The organism is Bartonella sp. AA126HLJHH (assembly GCF_042197425.1).
GTDB lineage: Bacteria > Pseudomonadota > Alphaproteobacteria > Rhizobiales > Rhizobiaceae > Bartonella.
Map to the genome: position 1 here is coordinate 172,770 of NZ_JBHIRU010000002.1, position 24,084 is coordinate 196,853.

General features: G+C 37.8%; 22 protein-coding genes and 1 pseudogene. 10 read left to right on the plus strand and 13 right to left on the minus strand.

Annotated features, from left to right (window positions below):
• Positions 1 to 272: 272 nt before the first annotated feature.
• Positions 273 to 890, minus strand: a complete 618-nt coding sequence (locus ACFIQC_RS01960; RefSeq protein WP_375620723.1) for a YfbR-like 5'-deoxynucleotidase — start codon at positions 888 to 890, stop codon at positions 273 to 275.
• Complete coding sequence (locus tag ACFIQC_RS01965) at positions 883 to 1,755, minus strand: YgfZ/GcvT domain-containing protein (RefSeq protein WP_375706667.1); 873 nt, start codon at positions 1,753 to 1,755, stop codon at positions 883 to 885. Before ACFIQC_RS01965 ends, ACFIQC_RS01960 begins: the two co-directional genes overlap by 8 nt.
• A gap of 64 nt (positions 1,756 to 1,819) precedes the next feature.
• Here ACFIQC_RS01965 and ACFIQC_RS01970 point away from each other — a divergent pair, with 64 nt between their 5' ends.
• The gene (locus ACFIQC_RS01970) at positions 1,820 to 3,148 is read left to right on the plus strand and encodes a dihydroorotase (RefSeq protein WP_375706668.1); all 1,329 of its coding nucleotides are present in this window, start codon (positions 1,820 to 1,822) and stop codon (positions 3,146 to 3,148) included.
• Positions 3,149 to 3,567: 419 nt separating this feature from the next.
• Here ACFIQC_RS01970 and ACFIQC_RS01975 read toward each other — a convergent pair whose 3' ends face one another.
• Positions 3,568 to 3,936, minus strand: a complete 369-nt coding sequence (locus tag ACFIQC_RS01975; protein ID WP_375673753.1) for a TIGR02301 family protein — start codon at positions 3,934 to 3,936, stop codon at positions 3,568 to 3,570.
• A gap of 501 nt (positions 3,937 to 4,437) precedes the next feature.
• Here ACFIQC_RS01975 and cysS point away from each other — a divergent pair.
• The 5 genes from cysS (at position 4,438) to pssA (ending at position 10,330) form a co-directional block, all read left to right on the plus strand.
• The gene (cysS, locus tag ACFIQC_RS01980; RefSeq protein ID WP_375706669.1) at positions 4,438 to 5,940 is read left to right on the plus strand and encodes a cysteine--tRNA ligase; all 1,503 of its coding nucleotides are present in this window, start codon (positions 4,438 to 4,440) and stop codon (positions 5,938 to 5,940) included.
• A 55-nt stretch (positions 5,941 to 5,995) separates the two neighbouring features.
• Positions 5,996 to 6,667 carry a DUF421 domain-containing protein gene (locus ACFIQC_RS01985; protein ID WP_375620811.1) on the plus strand — a complete coding sequence of 224 codons (672 nt, stop codon included), beginning with the start codon at positions 5,996 to 5,998 and terminating at the stop codon, positions 6,665 to 6,667.
• A gap of 115 nt (positions 6,668 to 6,782) precedes the next feature.
• Entirely contained in the window at positions 6,783 to 8,666 is a 1,884-nt protein-coding gene (locus ACFIQC_RS01990; RefSeq protein WP_375620728.1) for an ABCB family ABC transporter ATP-binding protein/permease, read from the plus strand.
• Between the two features lie 117 nt (positions 8,667 to 8,783).
• Positions 8,784 to 9,482, plus strand: coding sequence for a phosphatidylserine decarboxylase (locus tag ACFIQC_RS01995; RefSeq protein ID WP_375611224.1), 699 nt, complete (start codon positions 8,784 to 8,786; stop codon positions 9,480 to 9,482).
• A gap of 8 nt (positions 9,483 to 9,490) precedes the next feature.
• Positions 9,491 to 10,330 carry a CDP-diacylglycerol--serine O-phosphatidyltransferase gene (gene pssA, locus ACFIQC_RS02000; protein ID WP_375611225.1) on the plus strand — a complete coding sequence of 280 codons (840 nt, stop codon included), beginning with the start codon at positions 9,491 to 9,493 and terminating at the stop codon, positions 10,328 to 10,330.
• 70 nt (positions 10,331 to 10,400) lie between these two features.
• Here the strand turns inward: pssA and ACFIQC_RS02005 are convergent, their stop codons facing one another.
• From ACFIQC_RS02005 to rpsF, 10 genes and pseudogenes are all read right to left on the minus strand, one after another.
• A complete protein-coding gene (locus tag ACFIQC_RS02005) occupies positions 10,401 to 11,150 on the minus strand; it encodes an SDR family NAD(P)-dependent oxidoreductase (protein WP_375620812.1) in 750 nt (249 codons plus the stop codon).
• A 2-nt stretch (positions 11,151 to 11,152) separates the two neighbouring features.
• Positions 11,153 to 12,646, minus strand: a complete 1,494-nt coding sequence (purF, locus tag ACFIQC_RS02010) for an amidophosphoribosyltransferase (protein WP_375610159.1) — start codon at positions 12,644 to 12,646, stop codon at positions 11,153 to 11,155.
• A 115-nt stretch (positions 12,647 to 12,761) separates the two neighbouring features.
• Positions 12,762 to 13,304, minus strand: coding sequence for a CvpA family protein (locus tag ACFIQC_RS02015; RefSeq protein ID WP_375620729.1), 543 nt, complete (start codon positions 13,302 to 13,304; stop codon positions 12,762 to 12,764).
• Positions 13,305 to 13,446: 142 nt separating this feature from the next.
• On the minus strand, positions 13,447 to 14,823 hold the full coding sequence (gene radA / locus ACFIQC_RS02020) for a DNA repair protein RadA (protein WP_375611228.1): 1,377 nt from the start codon (positions 14,821 to 14,823) through the stop codon (positions 13,447 to 13,449).
• Between the two features lie 6 nt (positions 14,824 to 14,829).
• Positions 14,830 to 15,765, minus strand: a pseudogene (locus tag ACFIQC_RS02025) (DnaB-like helicase C-terminal domain-containing protein); the annotation flags it as partial.
• 613 nt (positions 15,766 to 16,378) lie between these two features.
• Positions 16,379 to 17,869 carry a replicative DNA helicase gene (locus ACFIQC_RS02030; protein WP_273791081.1) on the minus strand — a complete coding sequence of 497 codons (1,491 nt, stop codon included), beginning with the start codon at positions 17,867 to 17,869 and terminating at the stop codon, positions 16,379 to 16,381.
• Positions 17,870 to 18,461: 592 nt separating this feature from the next.
• Positions 18,462 to 19,058 carry a 50S ribosomal protein L9 gene (gene rplI, locus ACFIQC_RS02035; protein ID WP_375629349.1) on the minus strand — a complete coding sequence of 199 codons (597 nt, stop codon included), beginning with the start codon at positions 19,056 to 19,058 and terminating at the stop codon, positions 18,462 to 18,464.
• A gap of 25 nt (positions 19,059 to 19,083) precedes the next feature.
• Positions 19,084 to 20,064, minus strand: a complete 981-nt coding sequence (locus ACFIQC_RS02040) for a hypothetical protein (protein WP_375620731.1) — start codon at positions 20,062 to 20,064, stop codon at positions 19,084 to 19,086.
• A 149-nt stretch (positions 20,065 to 20,213) separates the two neighbouring features.
• Entirely contained in the window at positions 20,214 to 20,462 is a 249-nt protein-coding gene (gene rpsR / locus ACFIQC_RS02045; protein ID WP_375620813.1) for a 30S ribosomal protein S18, read from the minus strand.
• On the minus strand, positions 20,462 to 20,869 hold the full coding sequence (rpsF, locus tag ACFIQC_RS02050; protein ID WP_375612935.1) for a 30S ribosomal protein S6: 408 nt from the start codon (positions 20,867 to 20,869) through the stop codon (positions 20,462 to 20,464). The genes rpsR and rpsF overlap by 1 nt, the downstream gene beginning before the upstream one ends.
• A 335-nt stretch (positions 20,870 to 21,204) precedes the next feature.
• Here rpsF and ACFIQC_RS02055 point away from each other — a divergent pair, with 335 nt between their 5' ends.
• The 4 genes from ACFIQC_RS02055 to ACFIQC_RS02070 all read left to right on the plus strand — a co-directional run bounded on the left by ACFIQC_RS02055 (position 21,205) and on the right by ACFIQC_RS02070 (position 24,068).
• Entirely contained in the window at positions 21,205 to 21,792 is a 588-nt protein-coding gene (locus ACFIQC_RS02055) for an undecaprenyl-diphosphatase (RefSeq protein WP_375620732.1), read from the plus strand.
• Between the two features lie 77 nt (positions 21,793 to 21,869).
• The gene (gene fabD, locus ACFIQC_RS02060) at positions 21,870 to 22,814 is read left to right on the plus strand and encodes an ACP S-malonyltransferase (RefSeq protein ID WP_375645477.1); all 945 of its coding nucleotides are present in this window, start codon (positions 21,870 to 21,872) and stop codon (positions 22,812 to 22,814) included.
• A gap of 18 nt (positions 22,815 to 22,832) precedes the next feature.
• The gene (fabG, locus tag ACFIQC_RS02065) at positions 22,833 to 23,570 is read left to right on the plus strand and encodes a 3-oxoacyl-[acyl-carrier-protein] reductase (protein ID WP_375620734.1); all 738 of its coding nucleotides are present in this window, start codon (positions 22,833 to 22,835) and stop codon (positions 23,568 to 23,570) included.
• A 261-nt stretch (positions 23,571 to 23,831) separates the two neighbouring features.
• On the plus strand, positions 23,832 to 24,068 hold the full coding sequence (locus ACFIQC_RS02070) for an acyl carrier protein (RefSeq protein WP_004860281.1): 237 nt from the start codon (positions 23,832 to 23,834) through the stop codon (positions 24,066 to 24,068).
• The last annotated feature ends 16 nt before the right edge of the window (positions 24,069 to 24,084 follow it).

Below are 24,084 nucleotides of genomic sequence, written 5' to 3' on the forward strand. Positions count from 1 at the left end.
ACTTTGCCAATTTTCAATGCTGCGACAGCGCTTAGCACTTGAGATGGTTCATAAGGAGCATTTTAACTCTTTCTTTAAAAAAATTTTACCCACACGCCAGACCCGCTTGTGGTGTGCAAGAGAATGATTTTGATTGATTCAATATAAACAGATTTGAAATGAGTGAAGCTTACGATATTAGGAGCTCTCATTCAAAATGAAAAAACAATGAATTATTATTATAAGTCAGTGTGATGATTCTGTAATGACAAGGAATCAACAATGCGAAGAGTCTATAATCTTTGGGCATCCAAGTCATTAAAGCGCGTTAAAAATGCGTTTTCAATGTGTTGTGTAGAATAGGGGGATAAATTAAGATCATCGGGTAGAATATTATTGGGAGAGCCAAAATAGCGAAAGGCTTCTTCTGTATTAAATCCAGCAAGCGTAATCGCTTCATAATAGGCAGCGATACGGTCGGCTTGTTTAATTTTTTTTAAAAGTTTTTGAGAAAGATCAACGGGAAGAGAAAAGCGCATGTGGATAGCATCTTGGATGCGCTTTTCAACGCGTTCATATTGTTTTCCTATGACAGCTTTAAAAGGGGAAATCATATCGCCGATGACATATTCTGGAGCATCATGAAGAAGGGCATAAAGACATTCGTTGCTTTCCGATTGTGGAAAAAGTTTTTGAAATATTTGTTCAACCAAAAGTGAATGTTGTGCAACAGAATAGGCATGCTCTCCTCGTGTTTGACCGTTCCAACGTGCCACGCGAGAAAGTCCATGGGCAATATCTTCAATTTCAACATCAAAAGGAGAAGGGTTGAGAAGATCAAGTCGCCTTCCAGAGAGCATTCTTTGCCAAGCGCGGGCTTCTCCATTTTTTAATAATTCAGCTTTAGCCATGAGTATTTTCTATAGTATTTTCAGGAAAGGTAAAATTCATATTTTCAGCAATGCTTATAGTGACAGGAATGTTTTTTACAGTAAAGGGGATGTTATAATCCATAGCATCTTTGACGTGGTCAATACGCATTAAAGCAAGAGCCTCATTTCCTATACATGTTCCCAAGTAGCCAAGCACTTTTGTTCCTGCTTCAATGTTAGATTGAGGGGTTAATTTACACTGGCCTTTTACAATAAAAATACGGCGACGTACTGCACGGCGGTGGTGCATTCGTGAAACAATTTCTTGTCCAATATAACATCCTTTATTGAATGCAAGTCCATTGATTTGATCGTAATTAATATCATGAGGAAAGACTTTGCCAATTTCATAGTCTTGAGCACTTTCCGCAATTGCATAACGGATACGCAATTGATTCCATGTGTCATGATATTCTGAAGTCAAAAAAGGTTTTTTGCCATAGATTCGTATTATTTTTTCTTGTTGTGGGAAGCGTTTATCAACAAAACTTGAATCAAAATTTAAAGCATCTGATTCATTATTCAAAAAAACTGTAACAAGCTCTTGAAATGGTTGTGTAATTTCTACTTTTTTGCGCAGCTTATAGAGCAACAGACGCTTATGGAGCGTATCAGCTAAAGGCATCCTGATATCAATCAGGTAACCATCTTCTTTTTTTCCGATAAGAAAATCAGCAAGAACCTTTCCTTGTGGGGATAAAAGGGCTCCAGGGAAAAGTTCCTGTGGACTGATTTTTTTTACATCTGTCGTGATCAGGGATTGTAGAAAATCTGTTGCTTCTTCGCCTGTAATTTGAATAAGCCCGCGGTTTTTTAAGCAAATGGCATTTTGTTTTTTAATCATGGTTCTTGCCTTTCTGCTCAAAGTTACATAATCGATAAGTGAGCAATATGTAAGGAGCGTGGTTATGTTTAAAACATTTGATACAATTTTTAAAGGTGCAACACTTGTGAATCATGATGGAAGAAGCAAGCGTGATATTGGTATTACAAATGGTCGTATTGCTGAAATAGGCGACCTTACATGTGCATCGGCTAGTGAGGTCATTGATTGTACGGGGCTTCATATTTTACCAGGAATTATTGATAGCCAAGTGCATTTTCGTGAGCCAGGAAATGAATATAAAGAGGATTTGGAAAGTGGCTCGTATTCTGCTGTGTTAGGGGGTGTTACGGCAATTTTTGAAATGCCTAACACCAATCCATTGACAACATCAGAAGAAACATTAAGCGATAAGGTTAAACGCGCATTTCATCGAATGCATTGTGATTTTGCATTTTGGGTTGGAGGAACGCGTGAAAATGCTCATGAACTATCTGAATTAGAAAGACTTCCTGGTGCGGCTGGAATTAAAGTCTTTATGGGGTCCTCTACCGGTGATCTTTTGGTTGATGATGATGAAAGTGTACGCCTTATTTTGAAGAATACACGCCGTCGTGCGGCTTTTCATTCTGAAGATGAGGCGAGGCTCAAAGAGCGTAAAATATTGCGTATTGAAGGGGATGCATCGTCACATCCGATTTGGCGTGATGAAGTTGCGGCATTAAAATGTACGCAGCGTTTGGTAAAAATTGCTCATGAGACGAAGGCTCGGATTCATGTGTTACATCTTTCGACAGAAGAAGAAATTGATTTTCTAAAAAAACATAAGGATGTTGCAACAATTGAAGTGACACAACATCATTTGACGCTCACGGCTGATGATTATAAGAAGTTTGGTACATTAATTCAGATGAATCCGCCTATTCGTGAGCCGCGCCACCGTGACGCTCTTTGGTACGGTGTTCAACAAGGAATTATTGATGTCTTAGGTTCAGATCATGCGCCTCATACTCTTGAAGAAAAACTTCAACCTTATCCCTCTTCACCTTCAGGTATGACAGGCGTGCAAACAACAGCAGCAATTATGTTGACACATGTGAATGCAGGAAAAATATCTCTTGAACGTTTTGTTGATCTCACTTCACATGGCCCTAGTCGTATTTTTGGTATAAGTTGTAAAGGGCGCATTGCTGTTGGGTTTGATGCTGATTTAACCATTGTTGATCTTAAGCGAGAGGAAATTATTACGAATAGCTTAATTGGTTCTCGCGCCGGTTGGACACCTTATGATGGTCAAAAAGTTAAAGGTTGGCCTGTTGGGACTATTATCCGTGGTATGCGCGTTATGTGGGAAGGTGAAATTGTCACACCTTCACAAGGAGAGCCTGTTAAATTTATGGAAACTTTGGTGTAAACAGATTAAAATTATAAGTATGCCGTAAAATACCATCCTTTAGAGTGGTGATATAGGGTATGTCAGCCTCTTTGATACATAAGTGTTTTTTTAATGCGTGGTGAATATTCTTAGGCTTGTTTGTAGAAACTATGCAGCAAATTACATGCGTTAGAAGCCAAGAGGAACCTTGTTCAACAAGAACCTAGATTGTTTACAGAGCAAATTTAGTTAAAAATCTTCGTCCTTTGAGGTGTGGGGAGGAAGCCAAAGAGCGATTTTGTATGGGGAAAAAGACGCTCATACGAATAAAAGCGTATCGAGACATTATTCTTTAAACGTCTCTCTATTTTCAGAGCTGGTTTATTGCTCCCCGCATTTGTGAAAGGAGTATCATTGATACCGCTAAAATTGAGAGAGATACTTTTTGTATAGATTAATTATTTATAATGCATGAGGAGGTTTTCAGATAAAATTCTTCCTTCCTCAATGTATCTTTGATTGGCTTCAATGGCTGCTTGTGTACAATGATGATAATTTTCTGAGAAAGCACGATACGCTTCATTAAACGCTTCATAAAAATAAGCACGTCTTTGTGGAATGGGGTGTTCTGCTTCAATCAGTGCATTCATATAGTCATACCATTGGTTTGTTGGAGGCTCGCAAAGATTTTGGAGAGAATGCAATGATCCCAAAATTTCTGCTAGTCGGAGTAAATTTTTTTCATAAGGTGGAGATTGTTGTGCAAAGGCTGGTATTGAAATGACAAGAAATATTAAAATAATGATGTTCATCAATCTATTACGCATTATTTTTATTGCTTTCTTTGAATAAAACTCTGTAAAGATAAAATAATTTTGTCATGAGAACGGTGTAAAAAAATAAAGTTAATTGCTACATCATTCTCAATTATTGATTATAAAATATAGGGCGTAAGAGGCAGTAAGGAAACCATTGTGGAATATTGAAAATACTGACGAAGCTTTGTGTGGTTAAAAATTTAAGATTTTCTGCCTGCAAGCTATCTATTTTTCACATAGATTTATATTGTATTGCCTATAGATTTTTTTCTAAGCTCATTTTTTTTAAAGAGAGAAAGCATCTCTAATGATAGAACGCTTTTGTCCAATCAAATAAAATAGATTGTTTTTATGATAAACGATGAATACAGCCGTAAATACAATGGGAAAATGGTAAGAAGAATTTACTATAAAAGATACAAGTTTTTAGCTTAAACCGCGTAATACAATGATTTGAGATAAGATACATCTAAAAGGATCGGTGCATAATATCGTCCATGGAGTCAATAAATGAAAGAGTTGCGATTTTATAATACGCTAACACGTAAAAAAGAAAAATTTACACCAATAGATGCGACAAGAGTACGTCTTTATGTTTGTGGACCGACAATTTATGATTATGCGCATATAGGAAATGCACGTCCTGTTATTGTTTTTGATATTTTATTTCGCTTATTGCGTCATGTTTATGGCAATGAGCATGTTCTATATGCACGTAATATCACAGATGTCGATGATAAAATTAATGCACGAGCAGCTAGCGAATATCCAAACGTATCATTGAATGAGGCTATTCGTCACTTAACAGAACGTACATATTCTCAGTTTCAACAAGATACCATAGCACTTGGTTGTCTGTTGCCAACCAGTCAGCCACGCGCCACTGAGCATTTAGAGGAGATGCGCTCTTTAATTGAAAGGTTGCTTGAAAAGGGGCACGCTTATGAAGCCGAAAATCATATATTATTTTCTGTAAGTAGCATAAAAAATCCTCCCCATTATGGGGCATTTGCAAATCGTTCTTTAGATGAAATGAGGGCGGGGGCGCGTATCGATGTTGCTGCTTATAAAAGGGAAGAGATGGATTTTGTTTTGTGGAAGCCTTCTGTGGAAGGAGAACCAGGTTGGAAATCACCGGGCGGAATTCCTGTTTTAGGTCGTCCAGGTTGGCATATTGAATGTTCTGCAATGTCAATGGCAAAGTTATTAGCGCCCTATGGCGGTGGTTTAACCTGTGATGATCCGACCGCCAATGTTTTTGATATCCATGGTGGTGGAATTGATTTAATTTTTCCTCATCATGAAAATGAGATTGCACAAAGTTGTTCAGCTTTTGGGACGGAGCGAATGGCTAATTTTTGGATGCATAATGGTTTTTTACAAGTTGAAGGCAAAAAGATGTCGAAAAGCTTTGGCAATTTCATAACTATTCGTTCTGTTTTAGAGAATAATTTGGGGGAGTTTAATGGTATTTTAACCGATGAAATGAAGCAAAATTGGGCTGGTTTGTCTGCGCGTTTTTCGATGTTGCAAACGCATTATCGTGAACCATTAAATTGGACAGCACAGCGTTTAATACAATCGAGCAGCGAACTGTATCGTTGGTATGAATGGCTTCGCAGCAAAAAGAGTGAGATGAAAAACAATGAAGCAATTGATGATACTTTGATAGATGCACTTAGTGATGATCTTAATACTCCAAAAGCACTGACTCTTTTGCGAAAATTTTATAAAGAAGGAAATGCTTTGGCTCTTCTGAATGGGATGAATTTATTAGGACTGTTAAGACAAGAATGGATTAAAGAAATAGATTGCCCATTATTTATGAGAAAAACTTTCCTTGATACAAAATTTATTGATCAGCGCATTGCCGAAAGACTAAGACTTATCCATAATAAAGAGTGGAAAGCTGCGGATACAATTCGTGATGAGCTTGCAGCCGAGGGGGTTCTTTTAAAAGACAGTAAGGATCCGCAGAGTGGTGAGCGCATAACTGTGTGGGAAATAAAGTGACACTAAAGCGCACTAATGTCTCTATTCCAGCAGCTCCATAAAAAAGGAGAATATGATGGAATTTTTATATCATTATGGATATATCGCGCTTAAACTAGCTGTAGGTCTTGTTGCCTTCTTATTTATTTTAAGAACGACGGGGCGGGGTAGTCTTAGTCAGATGACACCAGTTGATTTGGTCAGTAATTTTGTCATGGGAGGTATTATTGGAGGCGTTATTTATAATCAGAATATTAGTAGCCTTCAATTATTGCTTGTTTTATTCATCTGGCAAACCTTGATTACATCTTTTAATTTTTTTGCACGCTATTCAGTTTTTTTTCGTCGTCTTATTGCAGGGCGGAATGTCACATTAGTTTTAGATGGAGTTTTCCAAATGGATAAGATTAAGAACTTAGGGATCAATATTAATGATCTCATTACGATGTTACGTCTTAAAGGGTGTCACTTACATGAAGCTGCTTTTGTTCGTTTGGAAACCAATGGTGATTGCACTGTCATTAAAAAGGAAGAGGGAAAGAAATCGACGATTTTAATAGAAAATGGTGAAGTTATTGATGATGGACTTAAAGAGATTGGTAAAACAAAAAAATGGCTTCAGGCAGAATTGAAAAAAAAACATGTAAAAGTTGAAAATTTATTTGCAGCAGAGTGGTATGAAAATACAGATCAAAATAATAAATTGTATAGTGGATTATTTCTTGTTCCTTTTTCAAAAACAGTCTAACTTCAAAAAACGGGTAGGTATAGCTTATTGAAAGCCGTAATGAAGAGATAAATCTATAAATAACCACAGAGGGTATTTTGCCTGTTTGTGCGGATGATAGAGAAGTAAGGACTTTATGAAACGCAATGAAATGACAAAAACTGTATCATCAGATACAGGGAAGACTCTGCACACACTTTACAATTTATGGCCCTATATGTGGCCGGTAGGGCGGCGTGATCTAAAAATGCGTGTGCTATGGGCAATATTTTATCTTGTTTTGGCTAAGCTCGTTCTCATATCTGTACCGTATTTATTTAAATATTCTACGAATGTGCTTGATTCAAGCTTTCAGCTACCTGAATGGTTCCCATCCAGTTGGATTATTCCCATCATGCTTGTTTTGGCATACAATGTCGCGCGTATTATGCAGGCTGGATTAAATCAATTACGCGATTCCCTGTTTGCCACTGTTGGTCAATACGCTGTTCGTCAATTAGCTTATAAAACCTTTGTACATATGCATGAGTTATCCTTGCGATTTCATTTGGAACGCCGAACAGGTGGGCTTTCTCGTGTGATTGAGCGTGGAACAAAAGGAATCGAAGCGATCGTAAGATTTTCAATTCTTAGTACAGTACCAACAGTTTTAGAATTTATATTAACGGCACTGGTATTTTATATAAGTTATGGGTGGCATTATCTTCTCATTGTTGTTGTAACGGTTGGATTATATATTTTGTTTACCATTAAGGCGAGTGATTGGCGTATTCGTATTCGGCAAAAAATGAATACAGCGGATACTGAGGCGAATACTCGCGCTGTTGATTCTCTTTTGAATTTTGAAACGGTCAAATATTTCGGTAATGAAACTCTAGAAGCCGATCGATTTGATGCTTCTATGGTAGGTTATGAAAAAGCCGCAACAAAGATTTGGACATCTTTAAGCTGGCTTAATTTTGGTCAGACTCTTATCTTTGGTATTGGAATGACGATCATGATGCTGATGTCAGCTTATGAAGTTTTTTATAAGACACAAACTTTAGGAGATTTTGTTTTTATTAATGCGCTTTTAATGCAACTTTCCATTCCACTAAATTTTATTGGTTCAATGTATCGTGATATTCGACAAGGTTTAACGGATATTGAAGCAATGTTTGATCTTTTAGATGTTCAGAAAGAGATCGTTGATAAATCGGATGCTAAACCGTTAGAGATAAGCGATGGGACCATTTGTTTTCATCAGGTAAAGTTTTCCTATGATTCGAGACGTCAGATTCTCAGAGATATTGATTTTGAAGTTCCTGGAGGAAAAACAGTCGCTATTGTCGGTCCATCGGGTGCCGGTAAATCTACTATTTCTCGGTTGCTTTTTCGGTTTTATGATGTTGATGCAGGATCTATCACAATTGATGGGCAGGATATTCGTGACGTAACACAAAAGAGTTTGCGTGAAGCGATTGGCATGGTCCCACAAGATACGGTGTTATTTAATGATACAATTGCCTATAATATTTGCTATGGGCGTCCAAGTGCTACAGATGAAGAGATGCGCAAAGCTGCTGAAATGGCACAAATATCAAAATTTATTGAAATTTTACCGGAAGGTTTTCAGTCTATGGTAGGAGAGCGAGGTCTCAAATTATCAGGTGGTGAAAAACAACGCGTGGCTATTGCACGGACACTTTTAAAAGCTCCTCCACTTCTTATTCTAGATGAAGCAACGGCGGCTCTTGATACGGCGACGGAACAGGAAATTCAACAAGCATTGGATATTGTAAGCCGTGGACGTACAACATTGATTATTGCGCACCGTCTTTCTACTGTTATCAATGCGGATGAAATTTTAGTTCTTAAAAGTGGTCGTATTATTGAAAATGGGACGCATACAGAGCTTTTACGCAAGAAAGGTCTTTATGCTTCAATGTGGAATAAGCAGCTTGAAGCATCGCAAGCGGAAGAAAAATTACGTAAAATGCGTGAAGAAGATGAGACGAGTGTTGTTAATCGTAAAAAATAAATAGAGCAAAATGTAATCTATATCTTTATATGGAGTGATTGATTAAATACATAAAAAGACACAAGAGGAACAAAAAGCTTTGTTGCTTGTTTAAGTTTACGATGAATAGGAAATTATATGAGTATTCTGCAATCTTTCCATAATAGCTTTGTACCGGTTCATAAAGAAGGTTATCCTTTTATTGTAGCGTTTTTTGTTATTTCGCTCATTCTTGGTTGGATATGGAGTCCGTTGTTTTGGTTTGGTCTCGTTCTCACGGTGTGGTGTGTATACTTTTTCCGTGATCCAGATCGTGTGATCCCTTTGAATTCAAATTGGGTTATGTCGCCTGCAGATGGGCGTATTTCATTTGTGGAATCATGTGTTCCACCTGAAGAATTAGGATTAGGGAAAGATGAAATGATCCGTATTTCCATTTTTATGGATGTTTTTTCATGCCATATTAATCGTATTCCTATCAGTGGTACAGTAGAGTCTATCGTTTATCATCCAGGTCGATTTACCAATGCTGACTTTGATAAAGCTAGTCAGTTTAATGAGCGTAATGGGGTGGTAATTGATAGCAAACATGGTAAAATTGGTGTCGTACAAATAGCGGGAATGGTTGCACGCCGGATTGTTTGCTGGTCAAAAGAAAACGATGCCGTTATGACTGGTGAGCGATTTGGATTGATTCGTTTTGGTTCTCGCCTTGATGTTTATATACCAACTGAAATGAAATTGCGTGTTGCAGTTGGACAGACAGCAATTGCTGGAGAAACAGTTTTGGGTTCTTTTGATGATAAGAGTGCCACAACGGGCTTCAGATACGATTAGGACTCACAATGAAAAATTTTTCGCCATTTTCTTCATTCAACCCTGAGGGGCAGCATGATGATGTTGCAAATCGGCGGCGTTCACCTACATCAATGCGGTATGTTATTCCTAATATTATTACTATTTTAGCAATTTGTGCAGGGATGAGCAGCATTCGTTTGGCTTTTGAACATCGCTATGAAGCTGCTATTTTAATGGTGCTTTTGGCTGCAGTTTTAGATGGTGCTGATGGTCGCATTGCCCGTTTAATAGATGGTAGTTCATCTTTTGGGGCACAGATGGATTCTCTTGCTGATGTTATAAATTTTGGTGTTACCCCTGCACTCATTGTTTATTCATTTATCTTGAATCAAGCGAATCATATTGGGTGGGTTGCTGCCCTTGTTTATTGTGTTGCTTGTTGTTTGCGATTAGCACGTTTTAATGTGATGTTAGATAACCCCAATATACCTAAGTGGCAGAGAAGTTATTTTGTTGGTGTTCCAGCACCAGCAGGAGCATTATTACTTTTATTGCCTACCTATTTAGGCACTCTTGGTTTGGTCCCCAATTGGGGGTGGGCATTATTTTTTAGTCTTTATACTGTAATTATTGCTTTTCTTTTGATTAGTCGTTTACCGGTATGGAATGCAAAAACAATTGATCAAAATTTAAGGCGCGATATCGTTATACCGTGCATGTTGGTCATTGTTATTTATGTCGGTTTTCTTGCGACTTACACATGGGAAACTTTATTGATTACAGCTGTTAGCTATATGATTTTTCTCCCTTGTAGTTTTATCGCTTATAATAAACGTGCTACTTTAGAAGAGAAAAAGGCTGATGCTAAAGCTATCCAAGAATTATAAAGCGCTTCATTCTTCTGTCGAAAAGCACAGGGAAAAGAGAGAGTCAAACGATTTACTTCTCATATGATGATCAATCAGGTACATGATAATCTACAAACCGATTTTTATGGACATTAAAAAGTTTTCCAGTTTCCTTTAAATCAGGTGATAACAAATGGACTATCTTTTTTGCAACCTCTTGTGGTGAAGGAAGAGTTTGTGGATCTTCACCGGGCATAGCTTCAGCGCGCATGGCAGTGCGTGTGGCACCAGGGTTGACACAATTAATCTTAATAGGGGTTTGTTTGAGTTCTTCTGCCCAACAGCGGGCAATCACCTCTAAAGCCGCTTTAGAGGCTGCATAAGCTCCCCAGAAAGGGCGCGCAGCATGCGCAACGCTTGAGGATAACAGGATGGCTCGTCCAGCATCAGATTCACGTAATAAAGGCTCAACGGCTTTCATTAAGCGCCATTGGCTGAAAAGATTTATTTGAAAAACATCTTCAAATACCGTGTTTTCTATATGCGCTATTGGTGAGAGTGTTCCAAGAATTCCTGCGTTTGCAACGATAATATCAAGTTTTTTCCAGCGTTTGGCAATTGAGATAGCAAGGGTATCGATGTTTTCCATATGATGCAAGTCAAGGGGAACAAGGGTTGCATGAGCTCCTTTTTCTCGGATTTGATTATCTAATTCAGTAAGTCCACTGACTGTTCGTGCAAGAGCAATAATATGAGCACCGCGTGCAGCAAGCTCGAGTGCCAAATAATAGCCAATCCCTCTTGATGCGCCAGTAACAAGTGCAACACGCCCATGGAGACTAAAGTCACGTTTTGTCATCATTAATCTCTTGTTTTAAGAACAGATGATTGATGAATTTTGGAGAGATTTTCTTGATCAACCAGATGCGTAGGATAATATCCAGTAAAATAATGGTCAGTAAATTGTGGATCGGCGTTATTCCGTTTTTCCCCTGCTACAGCAAGATATAATCCATCCGTTGAAAGAAATTCTAATGAATCCGCTCCAATAAAATCACACATAGATTTTAAATCTGGATATTGATTTGCTAAAAGGTTTTCAGCTTTAGGTGTATCAATACCATAAAAGTCAGGATAAAAAATCATAGGGCTAGAAATGCGCATATGAACTTCTTTTGCTCCTGCATCGCGAAGCATTCGTACAATTTTAAGGGATGTTGTTCCACGCACAATGGAGTCATCAACCAGAATAACACGTTTTCCTTCAATCACAGGACGGTTTGCCGAATGTTTTAACTTGACGCCAAAAGCGCGAATTTGTTGTGTTGGTTCGATAAAAGTGCGGCCAACATAGTGATTACGAATAATACCAAGCTCGAAGGGAATTCCAATTTCTTGTGCATAGCCAATTGCGGCAGGCGTTCCTCCATCAGGAACAGGAACCACAACATCACCCTCACAAGGGGCTTCCTGTGCTAAACGGATTCCCATATTTTTGCGTGTTGTATAAACACTACGTCCTCCAACGATTGAGTCTGGGCGGGCAAAATAAACATATTCAAACAAGCAAAGTTTTTCTGGTTTTGTATTTTCTGGTTTTATAATTTTTTTTGTAATTTCCCCATTTTTTTGTATTTCACATATGATGATTTCTCCATTTTTAACATCACGGACATATTTTGCTCCAATAATATCAAGAGCACAAGTTTCAGAACAAAAGATAGGCTTACCATCAAGTTCCCCCATCACGAGAGGTCTAATTCCTGTTGGATCGCGTGCCGCAATAAGTTTTGTACGTGTGAGCGCTAACATAGCATACCCACCTTCTACTTGCCGAATCGCATCAACAAAACGATCAGAGGACGACTCATAACGTGAGCGGGCAATAAGATGGAGAAAAACTTCTGAATCCGACGTTGATTGACAGATAGCACCAGAAGCGATGAGTTCACGGCGTAATGTGAGACCATTGGTAAGATTACCATTATGCGCAATAGCAATACCTCCAACTTTCAATTCAGCAAAAAGGGGTTGAACATTGCGTAATGCCACTTCTCCAGTTGTTGAATAACGGGTATGTCCAATAGCACGATTTCCTGGTAAGCGCGCAAGTGTTGCAGGGTTTGTATAGTGATCTCCAACAAGACCTAAATGCTTTTCTTGATGAAATATTTTATTATGGTAAGAAACAATCCCAGCTGCTTCTTGCCCACGATGCTGAAGTGCGTGGAGTCCAAGAGCTGTTAATGTTGCGGCATCTTCATGCCCAAGAATACCAAAAACTCCACATTCTTCATGAAGGGTATCATCATCTAATGAAAATTCTTGACAGAAAACATCGCTTTTTATCATCATATTCTTTCAGTTGTGATATGGAGGAATCATTAATATCACATTTTACATCATTTAGTTCTCTTTCCTCATGAAAAACTATTCTCTATTTTTTGAAAATTATCTTTTCATGAGAGTGTTACTCATACGTATGTTTATTGCTGTCTTTAAACAAATTTTCCGTCTTTTCGAGAACAGATCCAATATCTTTGGGGAGTATTTCCCAAACTTTTTGTCCCAATGAATCTAAAATAGGCCTTGTTTTTGCATTTTTTAACCAATTCGCTTGAAGCTCGGGTTTAATCAGTGCATTAAGCAGCAACATACCGATGACCATGATAAGTAAACCACGAAGTGCTCCAAAAATAAAACCAATAGCACGGTCAAGGATACCAATTCGACTATCAATAATAAAATCAGAGATCTTCATTGTAATAATTGAAGTAATAATGAGAACAATAATAAAAATTGTGACCAATGTTGTGATCAATGCAATCATTTTATTAGAGAGATATTGTTCAAAGAAAGGTAAGACAGGTTTGAATAAAAACAGTGTCGTAACAGCTGCAACTGTCCAAGAAATCAACGATAACACTTCACGTGAAAATCCTCGAAGCATAGCAAGAAAAGCGGACAACAGGATGATTACTACGACAATTCCATCAAGGATTGTTATGATCATTTGTTTGTTCCTTATACATAAAGTTGTGTTCTTTTAAGTCTGTGTGCAAATATATTTTTTGTTATGCCATTTTTTGTTCTTATAGCAAGGATCTTTTGTATTTTATAGAGATTTTTCTATATTATCATATCTGTGGTGCAGATCATTTTTTACTTACGGTAAGAGTAGCAACGAGTTCGGGAAGGTCGGAGAAAGTTTTTTGTTGAAAGTTGAGCGACTTCATCATTTCGGTTGTTGTTGTGGGGTGAAAGGCTCCTTGAAAGCCGAGTTTTTTTGCTTCATTGATGCGCTGTGCTGAATGTGCAACAGCGCGGGTAGCTCCTGAAAGACTGACTTCACCAAAATATACATAATCCGTTGGCAATGCGATATTGGCAAGAGAAGATACCAAAGCAGCGGCTACAGCTAAATCAGCAGCGGGTTCTGATATGCGATATCCACCTGCTACGTTCAGATAGACATCATGCTGTCCAAAACGAATACCACAATGGGCTTCTAAAACGGCAAGAATCATAGAAAGGCGATTTCCATCCCATCCGACAACCGCACGTCTTGGTGTCCCAAGGGAAGAAGGAGCAACAAGCGCTTGAATTTCTACGAGTATCGGGCGTGTCCCTTCCATTCCTGCAAAAACAGCAGCGCCTGGTGCTTTTTCATTACGTTCCCCTAAAAATAATTCAGATGGATTTATCACTTCGCGTAATCCTTTATCAGACATTTCAAAGACACCAATCTCATCTGTTGGTCCGAAGCGATTTTTTACAGTTCTAAGAATGCGATAATGATGTCCTCCTTCACCCTCAAAATAGAGAACGCCATCAACCATATGTTCAACGACTCGAGGACCAGCAATTTGTCCATCTTTTGTAACATGCCCAACAAGAACAACGGCGGTTCCTGTTTTCTTGGCAAAGCGGATCATTGCCTGAGCACCGATACGTACTTGTGTGACAGTGCCAGGTGCTGAATCTGCTGTATCTGACCATAGGGTTTGAATCGAATCGATAATCACCATATCAAGGTTTTTATGTTCGCTTAAGGTTGCCAGAATATCTTCAACATTGGTTTCAGCAGCAAGTTTCACTTCTGTATTGTTAGCTTCAAGCCTTTGTGCGCGCAGACAAATTTGCGCAATAGCCTCTTCACCTGAAACATAGATGACATTATATCCTTTACGTGATAAAGCAGCGGCTGTTTGTGTCAGCAATGTTGATTTACCAATACCCGGATCACCTCCAACAAGGAGTGCCGATCCACGGACAAAGCCCCCACCGGTAACACGATCAAGTTCAGCAATACCAGAATGAATACGTGGAGCATCTTCAATATTTCCAGAAAGAGATGTGAGTGTGACAATGCGTCCTTTACGAGCATTCTGCTTAGGACCACTTCCTATGCCGCTATTTATAGTTTCTTCGATAAGGGAATTCCATTCCCCACAAGCGCTACATTTTCCTGCCCAACGGGAATGGATGGTTCCGCAATTTTGACAGATAAATTGAATACGATTACGCGCCATGTCGATTTAACCAATTTGCTCTGGAAGGTAATTGCTATCGGCCAGATCACTAAAGCGTGTGAAATCAGATTGAAAGGCAAGGGGCACGATTCCTGTCGGCCCATGGCGCTGTTTTGCAATAATAACGTCAGCTTTTCCAAAAGCTTTATCCATTATTTCTTGCCATTTCATATGTTCAAGGCTACCGAACTTTGGTTCTTCATTTTTGAGGTAATATTCTTCACGATAGACAAATAAAACGATATCGGCATCTTGCTCAATAGAACCAAATCCACCTAAATCTGAAAGTTTTGGGCGTTTATCTGTTCTGTTTTCAACTTGATGTGAAAGTTGTGAAAGAGCAATAATAGGGATATTTAATTCTTTCGCTAAGGCTTTTAATTCTGCAGTGATTTCTTGAATACGATATTCAGATGTGTATTTTAAATCACTTGTCATGAGTTGGATATAATCAATAATTAAGACATCCAAACCATGTTTTTGCTTGAGACGTCGAGCACGGGCAGCCAGTTGTGAAACTGATATTCCTCCAGTTTGATCAATATAAAGGGGTGCCTTTTGGAGATGATTTACCGTACGAATAATTTTTGAAAATTGTTCATCTGAAATATGACCACGTCGAATATCAGAAGAAGAGACTTCCGTTTGTTCAGAAATAATACGTGTTGCAAGCTGCTCTGAGGACATTTCAAGTGAGAAGAATCCCACAATGCCGCCTTCATTTTCTTGGATATTACCATTATAATTATAAGCATTGGCAATATTAAAGGCAATATTGGTAGCAAGTGAAGTTTTACCCATACCAGGGCGTCCCGCAAGGATAATTAAGTCGGATGGTTGTAATCCTCCCATTTTTTCATCAAGTGTTTGAATATGAGTCGCTATCCCTGATATTTGCGAAGAGCGCTTTTTTGCAGCACTTGCTATATCAACAACTCTTTTGATAGCGTCATCAAGACTGTCAAATCTACTATCGCAGTCTTCTTTTTTTTCTAGCATAATTATACACTTTCCTTTTGTTAGATATCAGTTTTTATGCAATTTTATATCAAGAATATTTTGCATGTTGTAGAATTTTCTCTGTGCTGTATTATTTAAAACACTGCTTGTTTTTTATATTGCGGTAATTAGGGTAATTTTTCAGATAGATTAGAAAATATTTTTGTTAAAAGGTTAGAGGTTGTCCTATAAAGAGGAAAGTTTCTGATATTCTACATAATAGTCAGCCTTGCACAACAGCAGCAATTATTTTTGAATTTAAAAACAAGAAAATGAGTGTATTGTGAGAAGGAGTTTTTTAAAAGAAGGAACAATATAGAAAGATTTAGATTAGCTATGGATTTTAATATATGTACCCCACTTACAACATTAAGAGATGTGTTATCATTTCATGCAAGAAGAATGTTATTAAATAGCAAATAACGGCGGCTAGAATCATTGAAAAATGATTCTTTGTAAGAAATTATCATTCTTGATAAGAACTACATTTTTTAATGAGAAGGATGGTTTCACAATTTTGACAGATAAATTGAATACGATTACGCGCCGTGTCGATTTAACCAATTTGCTCTGGAAGGTAATTGCTATCGGCCAGATCACTAAAGCGTGTGAAATCAGATTGAAAGGCAAGGGGCACGATTCCTGTCGGCCCATGGCGCTGTTTTGCAATAATAACGTCAGCTTTTCCAAAAGCTTTATCCATTATTTCTTGCCATTTCGTATGTTCCAAGCTACCTAGTTTTGGTTCTTCATTTTTGAGATAATATTCTTCGCGATAGACAAACAGAACGATATCGGCATCTTGCTCAATTGAACCAGATTCACGTAAATCTGAGAGCTGTGGACGTTTATCTGTTCTATTTTCTACTTGACGTGAAAGTTGAGAGAGAGCGATAATAGGAATATTCAATTCTTTCGCTAATGCTTTTAATCCTGTGGTAATTTCTGTGATCTCTTGAACACGATTTTCTGATGAACGCTTTGAACTGCTTGTCATGAGTTGGATATAGTCAATAAACAAGATATCTAAACCATGTTGCCGCTTGAGACGCCGCGCACGAGCAGCTAATTGCGTAATTGATATTCCCCCAGTTTGATCAATATAAAGTGGTGCCTTTTGTAGTTGGTTCACCGCACGAATAATTTTTGAAAATTGTTCATCTGAAATATTGCCACGCCGAATATCAGAAGAAGAGACTTCTGTTTGTTCAGAAATAATACGGGTTGCAAGCTGTTCGGATGACATCTCAAGTGAGAAGAATCCCACAATGCCGCCTTCATTTTCTTGGATATTGGCATTACGATTATAAGCATTAGCAATATTAAAGGCAATATTGGTAGCCAGTGAGGTTTTACCCATACCAGGGCGGCCCGCAAGGATAATTAAGTCAGATGCTTGTAATCCTCCCATTTTTTCATCAAGTGTTTTAATATGGGTGGCTATCCCTGATAATTGTGAAGAGCGCTTTTTCGCAGCACTTGCCATATCGATAGCTTTTTTAATAGCCTCATTAAAATTTTCAAATCCACCTCCATATTTCCCTTTTTCTGCTAGCTCAAATAACTGATTTTCAACAGTTTCAATTTGTTGGGTAGGCGTGAGTTCTACAGGAGCATCAAAGGCTGTATTGACAACTTGAGTTCCAAGGTTAATCAAAGACCGTCGGATAAACAGATCGTAAATGACGCGTCCATAATCTTCAGCGTTAATAATAGTGACTGCCTCTGTGGCTAAGCGAACAACATATTGGTATACAGTAATATCTCCAATTTTTTCTTCCATTTGGATATAGGGCTTGATTGTAACTGGATCTACACGTTTTCCTGTTTTAATAAGGTGAGATAAAACATGATAAATTTTTTGATGCAATGGTTCAAAAAAATGTTCTGGTTTTAGAAAATCTGAAACGCGGTCAAGAGAATCATTGTTGATAAAGATAGCACCAAGCAATGCCTGTTCAGCTTCAATATTATGCGGAAGTTGCCGAAAAGAAGGAGAATCCTCTTTCTTTGAAGAGCTGACATTAACAACGTTAGTTTCTTCCATAATATTTTTCCACTAAAATTCTAAGTCTAGCTACTTTAGGCGATAAATTGAAAATCGTATAATTAAAAGAATAGAGCTACAAACCTTCATTTTAAGTTAAAATTATATAATTTTTTAAAACTCTCTTTTCGTTCCTCATTTATCATTTGTGTATTATTTATATAACGTCTATCTATTTATTTTATAATATGTGATTTTAAAGTGGAAGTTTTGCTACTCTAAATTTAAGTATTTTTAAGTTACTTAACCTTAAAATTCCAATATCTGTGTAAGTAGAATTATTTTTTATAACTGAAATTATTTCAGATCATGTGAGGATATAATCAAATTAACGCTCATACAAACTTTAGTCTTAAGGGTAGAACTTTAAATTATTTTTGCTTTATATGCTGGAAAACAAAAGACATTTCCTCTTAGTGATACTACCATTCTCGGCATGTAATGCCTTTAAATAGTATATTTCTAATTCTTTCATAAAAATTAGGTTCTTTATGTACGATAGCCATAAAATACTCACTTTTAAAGTGTGAGTATTTTATGATCGATATTTAAAATGGAATAAAAAATATAAAATAGAAAGAAAAAATAGAAATTAAGCTTCTTGATGAGAACTGTTTATATCGTTGTCATTAATTTCTTCTGCCAATAATTCTTCCTGACTTTCTTCTAATAATTCTTCTTGAATATTATATATTTCTTTAGCCGAAGTGAGAGTTTCACCTTCTGCTTGGCGTTGTGCTTCACTAGTAGAACGCGCAACATTAATAATCACAGAAATTTGAACCTCTGGATGTAAACTAAGAGTGATAGTGTGAAGACCGATCATTTTTATTGGATGATTAAGTTCGATTTGATTTCTCCCAATAGAAAAGCCTTCATCTGTTATCATTTCAGCAATATCACGTGTTGACACAGAACCATAAAGTTGTCCTGTTTCACCAGCAGAACGAACAACAATGAATGATTGTCTATCAAGTTTTTCAGCAATTTTTTGCGCTTCGCTTTTGCGTTCAAGATTACGTGCTTCAAGTTGTGCACGTTGCATCTCAAAGTGTTTTTTATTAGCTTCATTTGCGCGTAAAGCTTTACCTTGAGGCAAGAGAAAATTACGCGCATAACCATCTTTAACTGAGACAATATCACCCATCTGACCAAGACGAGGAATGCGCTCAAGTAAAATAATATCCATAGTTTTTCCTTTCGAACAAATAAATTTAGTGGAGTTTTTTGCGTGATTGAAAATTGTATTGAATAGCAGCCCAAATTCCCATCAAAAGCATCATGAAAACAATAGGTGGAGTAAAAACGACTGTTAAAATAGCAATATAAACAAGAGAAAGTATAATAATCCGACCGTTTACCCCTTTTGTAATATTGTGAAGATATGCTAGACCGCTAATTAATATGATGACAATGTATGCAGTACTAAAGACACGGGTACTCAAGTTAAGAGAAGCGCTCAGCTCAACCATCGATGCTATGCAAACAATAATAAAAATAATAATTCCAGAAATTGGAAGGCGGAGAGTTTGGCTCCAATCATCACGGGGTCTTTTCAGCCATTTCATATGTTGTGCTGCTATCATGGAAAAGTAAAGGTTACCAATGAGAAAAACCAAACTATAAATAGTCAAAGAAAAAGCAGTAAAAGTTGCTGTATGCGTCATTAAAAGCTCATTAAAAGCGCGTATATCGGCTTCTTTTATTGACTGTGTTTGTTGCAGAGTTTGTGCTATGTTTTCGGTGATTTTTTTTGCAACGATGGGTGTGGAAGGACGTGTTTGAACATAGAGCCCAATGAAAGTTGCTATAAGAGCGATAAAATTAGTTAAATGAAAAATAACCGATGACAATGGATACCATATCAGTTCGTTTTCTTTTTGCGCTGGTCGTGCAAGCCCAAGAAGCCAAGAAGCATAGACAGCAGGAAGGAAAAATAAGAACATAAAGCCAAGAGCAATATAGGTATTAGTGGTTATGATAAGAACAACAGTGGCACTTATGAGGGCGATGAGACTGGCTAATGTTCCTTGACCGAACGCAACAATAAAAATTGGCAATGAAAGAAAGCAGCCAAGAAGAAGAGAAAAAAAGGGCGCGATATTTGCAACACTGATGATTGCCAGTCCTATCACGACAGCAAATAATCCTGCCAAAATACCGGTTAATATCTCATAAGTACGATTTTTTTTCATTTATTGCTGTCCTGCTTTCTGCAGTTAGAGGCGTGTCAATACCCCAACTTTGACATTTAATAGCTTAACATAGGATACAACAAGCTATTTTTTAACCATATAAGAAATGCAACTGGAGAAACTCTCCAGTTGCATAGTGTATTGATTGCTTACTTTATAACGTACGGAAGTAAGCCTAAAAAGCGAGCACGTTTGATAGCATTAGCTAATTCACGCTGTTTTTTCTGACTAACAGCAGTAATCCGTGAAGGAACAATTTTCCCACGTTCGGAAATATAACGTTGTAACAACTTGATGTCTTTATAATCAATTTTGGGAGCATTGGTCGCTGAAAAAGGACATGTTTTACGACGACGATGAAAGGGGCGACGTGCAGAGTTTTGATTAGTATCAGTCATCATTCTACCCCTTCTATAGTATTTTCACGTTGACGACGTGGAAAACGAGGACGCTCTTCATCATGTCCAATGTGACTATTGCGATCAAGGTGTGAGAGCATAGCAGATTTTTCTTTTTCGTGTTTTTCTACGCGAATGGTCATATAACGCAAAATATCCTCATTGATGCGCATCTGACGCTCCACTTCAGCAATTGCTGAAGCTGGTGCATCAATATTGACTAAGACATAATAAGCTTTACGGTTTTTACGAATACGGTAAGCAAGAGGACGAAGTCCCCAATTTTCTATACGCCCAACTTTTCCACCATGCGCTTCAATGACACCTTTGTAGAGACTCAAAAGTTCATCAACTTGCTGCGGTGCAATGTCTTGTCGGGCAAGGAACATATGTTCATAAAGAGCCATTGTTTTGCCTTTCTTCAATTAAATTTCACCGGTTTTAGCGCAAAGCCTCTGCGACTTGTCTTTTTTGGAAATCCAAAGAAGAAAGGACGCGTTTACAATTCGAGACATCTCAGAGCGGAGATACGGGAGGCCGGAAACATTGTATTTCCTACTGATATTTTACAGCCCTCCGTTCAACCTCCAGCTAAAGTGCCGGCAACGAATATTTCATATCTACAGGTTATCTTTTAAAATAGCAAGTTTATGCACATAAAAAAATTGATTTGTTAAATCTTAATATATTTCCTTCTTCTACAAAAAGATAATACTGTAATATAAAGGCAAAGGAGGGAAAAATGGACTTTTTAAACCAGATTGATGTTACACTCTTTGAAATGTTTGTCGGCAATCATCAAGCTTGGTCGATTGTAGTTTTGTTTAGTATTTTTTGTGCAAAGTTTTTAATTTATATTATTCCTCTCCATCTTTGTGCGTTGTGGTTTTGTGGTGGGGAGAGGGAGCGGTGTGTTGTGCTAAGCATTTGCATGAGTATTTGTGCATCTCTTTTCATAGGTTATCTCATTTCTCTTTTTTATTTTCATCCTCGCCCATTCGTGGTAGGGCTGACGACACCGCTTATTCAACATCGTGCAACAGCTTCTTTTCCTAGTAATCATGCCTTGACCATTGCATCTTATGCAGCTAACTTTTATTTTTACCGATACAAAGTTACTTTTAAATTTGCCGTAGTGTTTTTATGCTTAATCTGTTGGGCGCGCATCTTTGTGGGTGTACATTATCCCTTTGATATTTTAGCAGGTGCACTTTTAGGAAGTCTCATAAGTTTCGGTGTTATTCAGTTTATAGCACCCTATTTCCCTAAGTTTTTATATCAAATTCCGCCTTTAAAATATAATTTTAAGTGTGGTATTCGTTTTAAATAAAGGGCTTTATCTTGATTTGTGCGGATGAATAAGGTCAAAAGAAAATAATTTAATTGTACAGTTTTAGGAGTTGATAAATGGGTGCAGCTTTTATTTTTCCAGGGCAGGGGAGTCAACTTGTTGGTATGGGGAAAGCGCTTGCAGAGCAATTTATTGTCGCACGGATGGTTTTCGAGGAAGTTGATGATGCTTTGGGTGAGAAATTATCAAAGATCATTTTTGAAGGACCTGCAGATGTTTTAACGTTAACAGCAAATGCACAACCGGCATTAATGGCTGTATCTATGGCTGTCATTCGTGTGATGAAACAATTAGGGCTTCGTATAGAAGAAAAGGTAAGGTTTGTTGCTGGTCATTCTTTAGGCGAATATTCGGCTCTTTGTGCTGTTGGTACATTTACTCTCACAGATACGGCAAGACTTTTGCGTATTCGTGGCAATGCTATGCAGGCTGCTGTCGCGGTTGGTGAAGGTTCTATGGCTGCATTAATTGGTTTAGAAGAGCACATTGTGGAAGAAATTTGTGAAACTGTTTCTGGAGAAGGACTATGTCAGATTGCTAATGATAATGGTGGTGGGCAAATTGTTATTTCCGGTAAAGCAAAAGCAGTTGAGGCAGCGGTAGAGATTGCATCAAAAAAAGGTGCAAAACGTGCACTTCTTCTTCCTGTTTCTGCACCTTTTCATTCATCTTTAATGCAACCTGCTGCTGATGCCATGAAGAAAGCACTTTTGACTGTTAACAAAATGTCCCCTATTGTTCCTTTGATTGCCAATGTTTCTGTTGCACCTGAGAGCAATCCAGAGCGTATTACTACTCTTCTTGTCCAACAAGTGACTGGGAGGGTGCGATGGCGTGAAACAATAGAATGGATCGCTGCTAATGGAGTTGATACGCTTTTTGAAGTTGGTTCTGGAAAAGTATTAACAGGTTTAACGCGTCGTATTAACAAAGATATAAAGGGGGTAACCATTGGAACAGTTGATGAAATAGAATCAGCGCTAGGTATGCTCGGCGTTTAATCTATAAGGAGTTAAAAAATGTTTAGATTAACAGGACGTAAAGCTCTTGTAACGGGGGCTTCGGGAGGAATTGGTGAGGCAATTGCACGCTGCTTTCATGCACAAGGAGCCATTGTTGGACTTCATGGAACACGCGAAGAAAAGCTTAGAGAAGTGGCGGCAGAATTAGGGCAGAATGTTTTTGTATTTCCCGCTAATCTTTCTGAACGCCAATCGATTAAACAATTGGCTGAAGTTGCAGAAAGAGAAATGGATGGCGTCGATATTTTGGTTAACAATGCGGGAATCACTAGGGATGGTCTTTTTGTGCGTATGCAAGATAAAGACTGGGATGATGTTTTAGAAGTTAACCTAACAGCTGCTTCTCTTTTGACGCGTGAATTAATACATTCTATGATGCGCCGCCGTTATGGAAGGATTATTAACATTACATCTGTTGTTGGTGTTGTGGGAAACCCTGGACAAACGAATTATTGTGCTGCAAAAGCAGGCTTGATAGGTTTTTCTAAAGCATTGGCACAAGAAATTGCTTCGCGAAACATCACGGTCAATTGTATTGCTCCAGGATTTATTAAATCCGCAATGACAGACAAGCTTAATGAAAAGCAAAAAGAAGCCATTATGGCTGCGATTCCGGTGAAGCGTATGGGAAGTGGGCAAGAAATAGCCGCTGCTGCTGTTTATTTAGCAAGCGATGAAGCAGCCTATATGACAGGTCAAACACTCCATATCAATGGTGGAATGGCAATGATTTGAGTATTTATTTTATTCCACATTGATTTATGAGTTGTATTATTTTAGATAGTAACGATTGAAATGGATAGATGCATCTATTTCTTTAATATGGTCGTTGATCAATTGATGTCGGAATGTCAGATTGGTTCATTTTGTAGGGGATATCCACAGGATGTTTTAAATCATTACTAAAATCTTTTAAAGTAATGCATCTATTGCTTGATTAGATGAACCGATATAGTTAACCAAATTATAGGAAAATATAAATTCGAGGATTTCAACATGAGTGATACAGTAGAGCGCGTTAAGAAAATTATCGTGGAACATCTTGGGGTTAATGCTGATAAAGTTGTAGAAAATGCAAGCTTTATCGATGATCTAGGGGCTGATAGCCTTGATACGGTTGAACTCGTTATGGCTTTTGAAGAAGAGTTTGGGGTAGAAATTCCAGATGAAGCTGCTGAAACGATTTTCACAGTTGGCGATGCAGTCAAGTTCATTGATAAAGCTTCTGCGTGATTACTAAAGGGCAAAG

Excerpts from the sequence above, each read along its gene's own strand:
- ACFIQC_RS01960 (WP_375620723.1), bottom strand. The coding sequence starts at position 890 with ATGGCTAAAGCTGAATTATTAAAAAATGGAGAAGCCCGCGCTTGGCAA.
- ACFIQC_RS01965 (WP_375706667.1), bottom strand. The coding sequence starts at position 1,755 with ATGATTAAAAAACAAAATGCCATTTGCTTAAAAAACCGCGGGCTTATT.
- ACFIQC_RS01970 (WP_375706668.1), top strand. The coding sequence starts at position 1,820 with ATGTTTAAAACATTTGATACAATTTTTAAAGGTGCAACACTTGTGAAT.
- ACFIQC_RS01975 (WP_375673753.1), bottom strand. The coding sequence starts at position 3,936 with ATGCGTAATAGATTGATGAACATCATTATTTTAATATTTCTTGTCATT.
- cysS (WP_375706669.1), top strand. The coding sequence starts at position 4,438 with ATGAAAGAGTTGCGATTTTATAATACGCTAACACGTAAAAAAGAAAAA.
- ACFIQC_RS01985 (WP_375620811.1), top strand. The coding sequence starts at position 5,996 with ATGGAATTTTTATATCATTATGGATATATCGCGCTTAAACTAGCTGTA.
- ACFIQC_RS01990 (WP_375620728.1), top strand. The coding sequence starts at position 6,783 with ATGAAACGCAATGAAATGACAAAAACTGTATCATCAGATACAGGGAAG.
- ACFIQC_RS01995 (WP_375611224.1), top strand. The coding sequence starts at position 8,784 with ATGAGTATTCTGCAATCTTTCCATAATAGCTTTGTACCGGTTCATAAA.
- pssA (WP_375611225.1), top strand. The coding sequence starts at position 9,491 with ATGAAAAATTTTTCGCCATTTTCTTCATTCAACCCTGAGGGGCAGCAT.
- ACFIQC_RS02005 (WP_375620812.1), bottom strand. The coding sequence starts at position 11,150 with ATGACAAAACGTGACTTTAGTCTCCATGGGCGTGTTGCACTTGTTACT.
- purF (WP_375610159.1), bottom strand. The coding sequence starts at position 12,646 with ATGATGATAAAAAGCGATGTTTTCTGTCAAGAATTTTCATTAGATGAT.
- ACFIQC_RS02015 (WP_375620729.1), bottom strand. The coding sequence starts at position 13,304 with ATGATCATAACAATCCTTGATGGAATTGTCGTAGTAATCATCCTGTTG.
- radA (WP_375611228.1), bottom strand. The coding sequence starts at position 14,823 with ATGGCGCGTAATCGTATTCAATTTATCTGTCAAAATTGCGGAACCATC.
- ACFIQC_RS02030 (WP_273791081.1), bottom strand. The coding sequence starts at position 17,869 with ATGGAAGAAACTAACGTTGTTAATGTCAGCTCTTCAAAGAAAGAGGAT.
- rplI (WP_375629349.1), bottom strand. The coding sequence starts at position 19,058 with ATGGATATTATTTTACTTGAGCGCATTCCTCGTCTTGGTCAGATGGGT.
- ACFIQC_RS02040 (WP_375620731.1), bottom strand. The coding sequence starts at position 20,064 with ATGAAAAAAAATCGTACTTATGAGATATTAACCGGTATTTTGGCAGGA.
- rpsR (WP_375620813.1), bottom strand. The coding sequence starts at position 20,462 with ATGACTGATACTAATCAAAACTCTGCACGTCGCCCCTTTCATCGTCGT.
- rpsF (WP_375612935.1), bottom strand. The coding sequence starts at position 20,869 with ATGGCTCTTTATGAACATATGTTCCTTGCCCGACAAGACATTGCACCG.
- ACFIQC_RS02055 (WP_375620732.1), top strand. The coding sequence starts at position 21,205 with ATGGACTTTTTAAACCAGATTGATGTTACACTCTTTGAAATGTTTGTC.
- fabD (WP_375645477.1), top strand. The coding sequence starts at position 21,870 with ATGGGTGCAGCTTTTATTTTTCCAGGGCAGGGGAGTCAACTTGTTGGT.
- fabG (WP_375620734.1), top strand. The coding sequence starts at position 22,833 with ATGTTTAGATTAACAGGACGTAAAGCTCTTGTAACGGGGGCTTCGGGA.
- ACFIQC_RS02070 (WP_004860281.1), top strand. The coding sequence starts at position 23,832 with ATGAGTGATACAGTAGAGCGCGTTAAGAAAATTATCGTGGAACATCTT.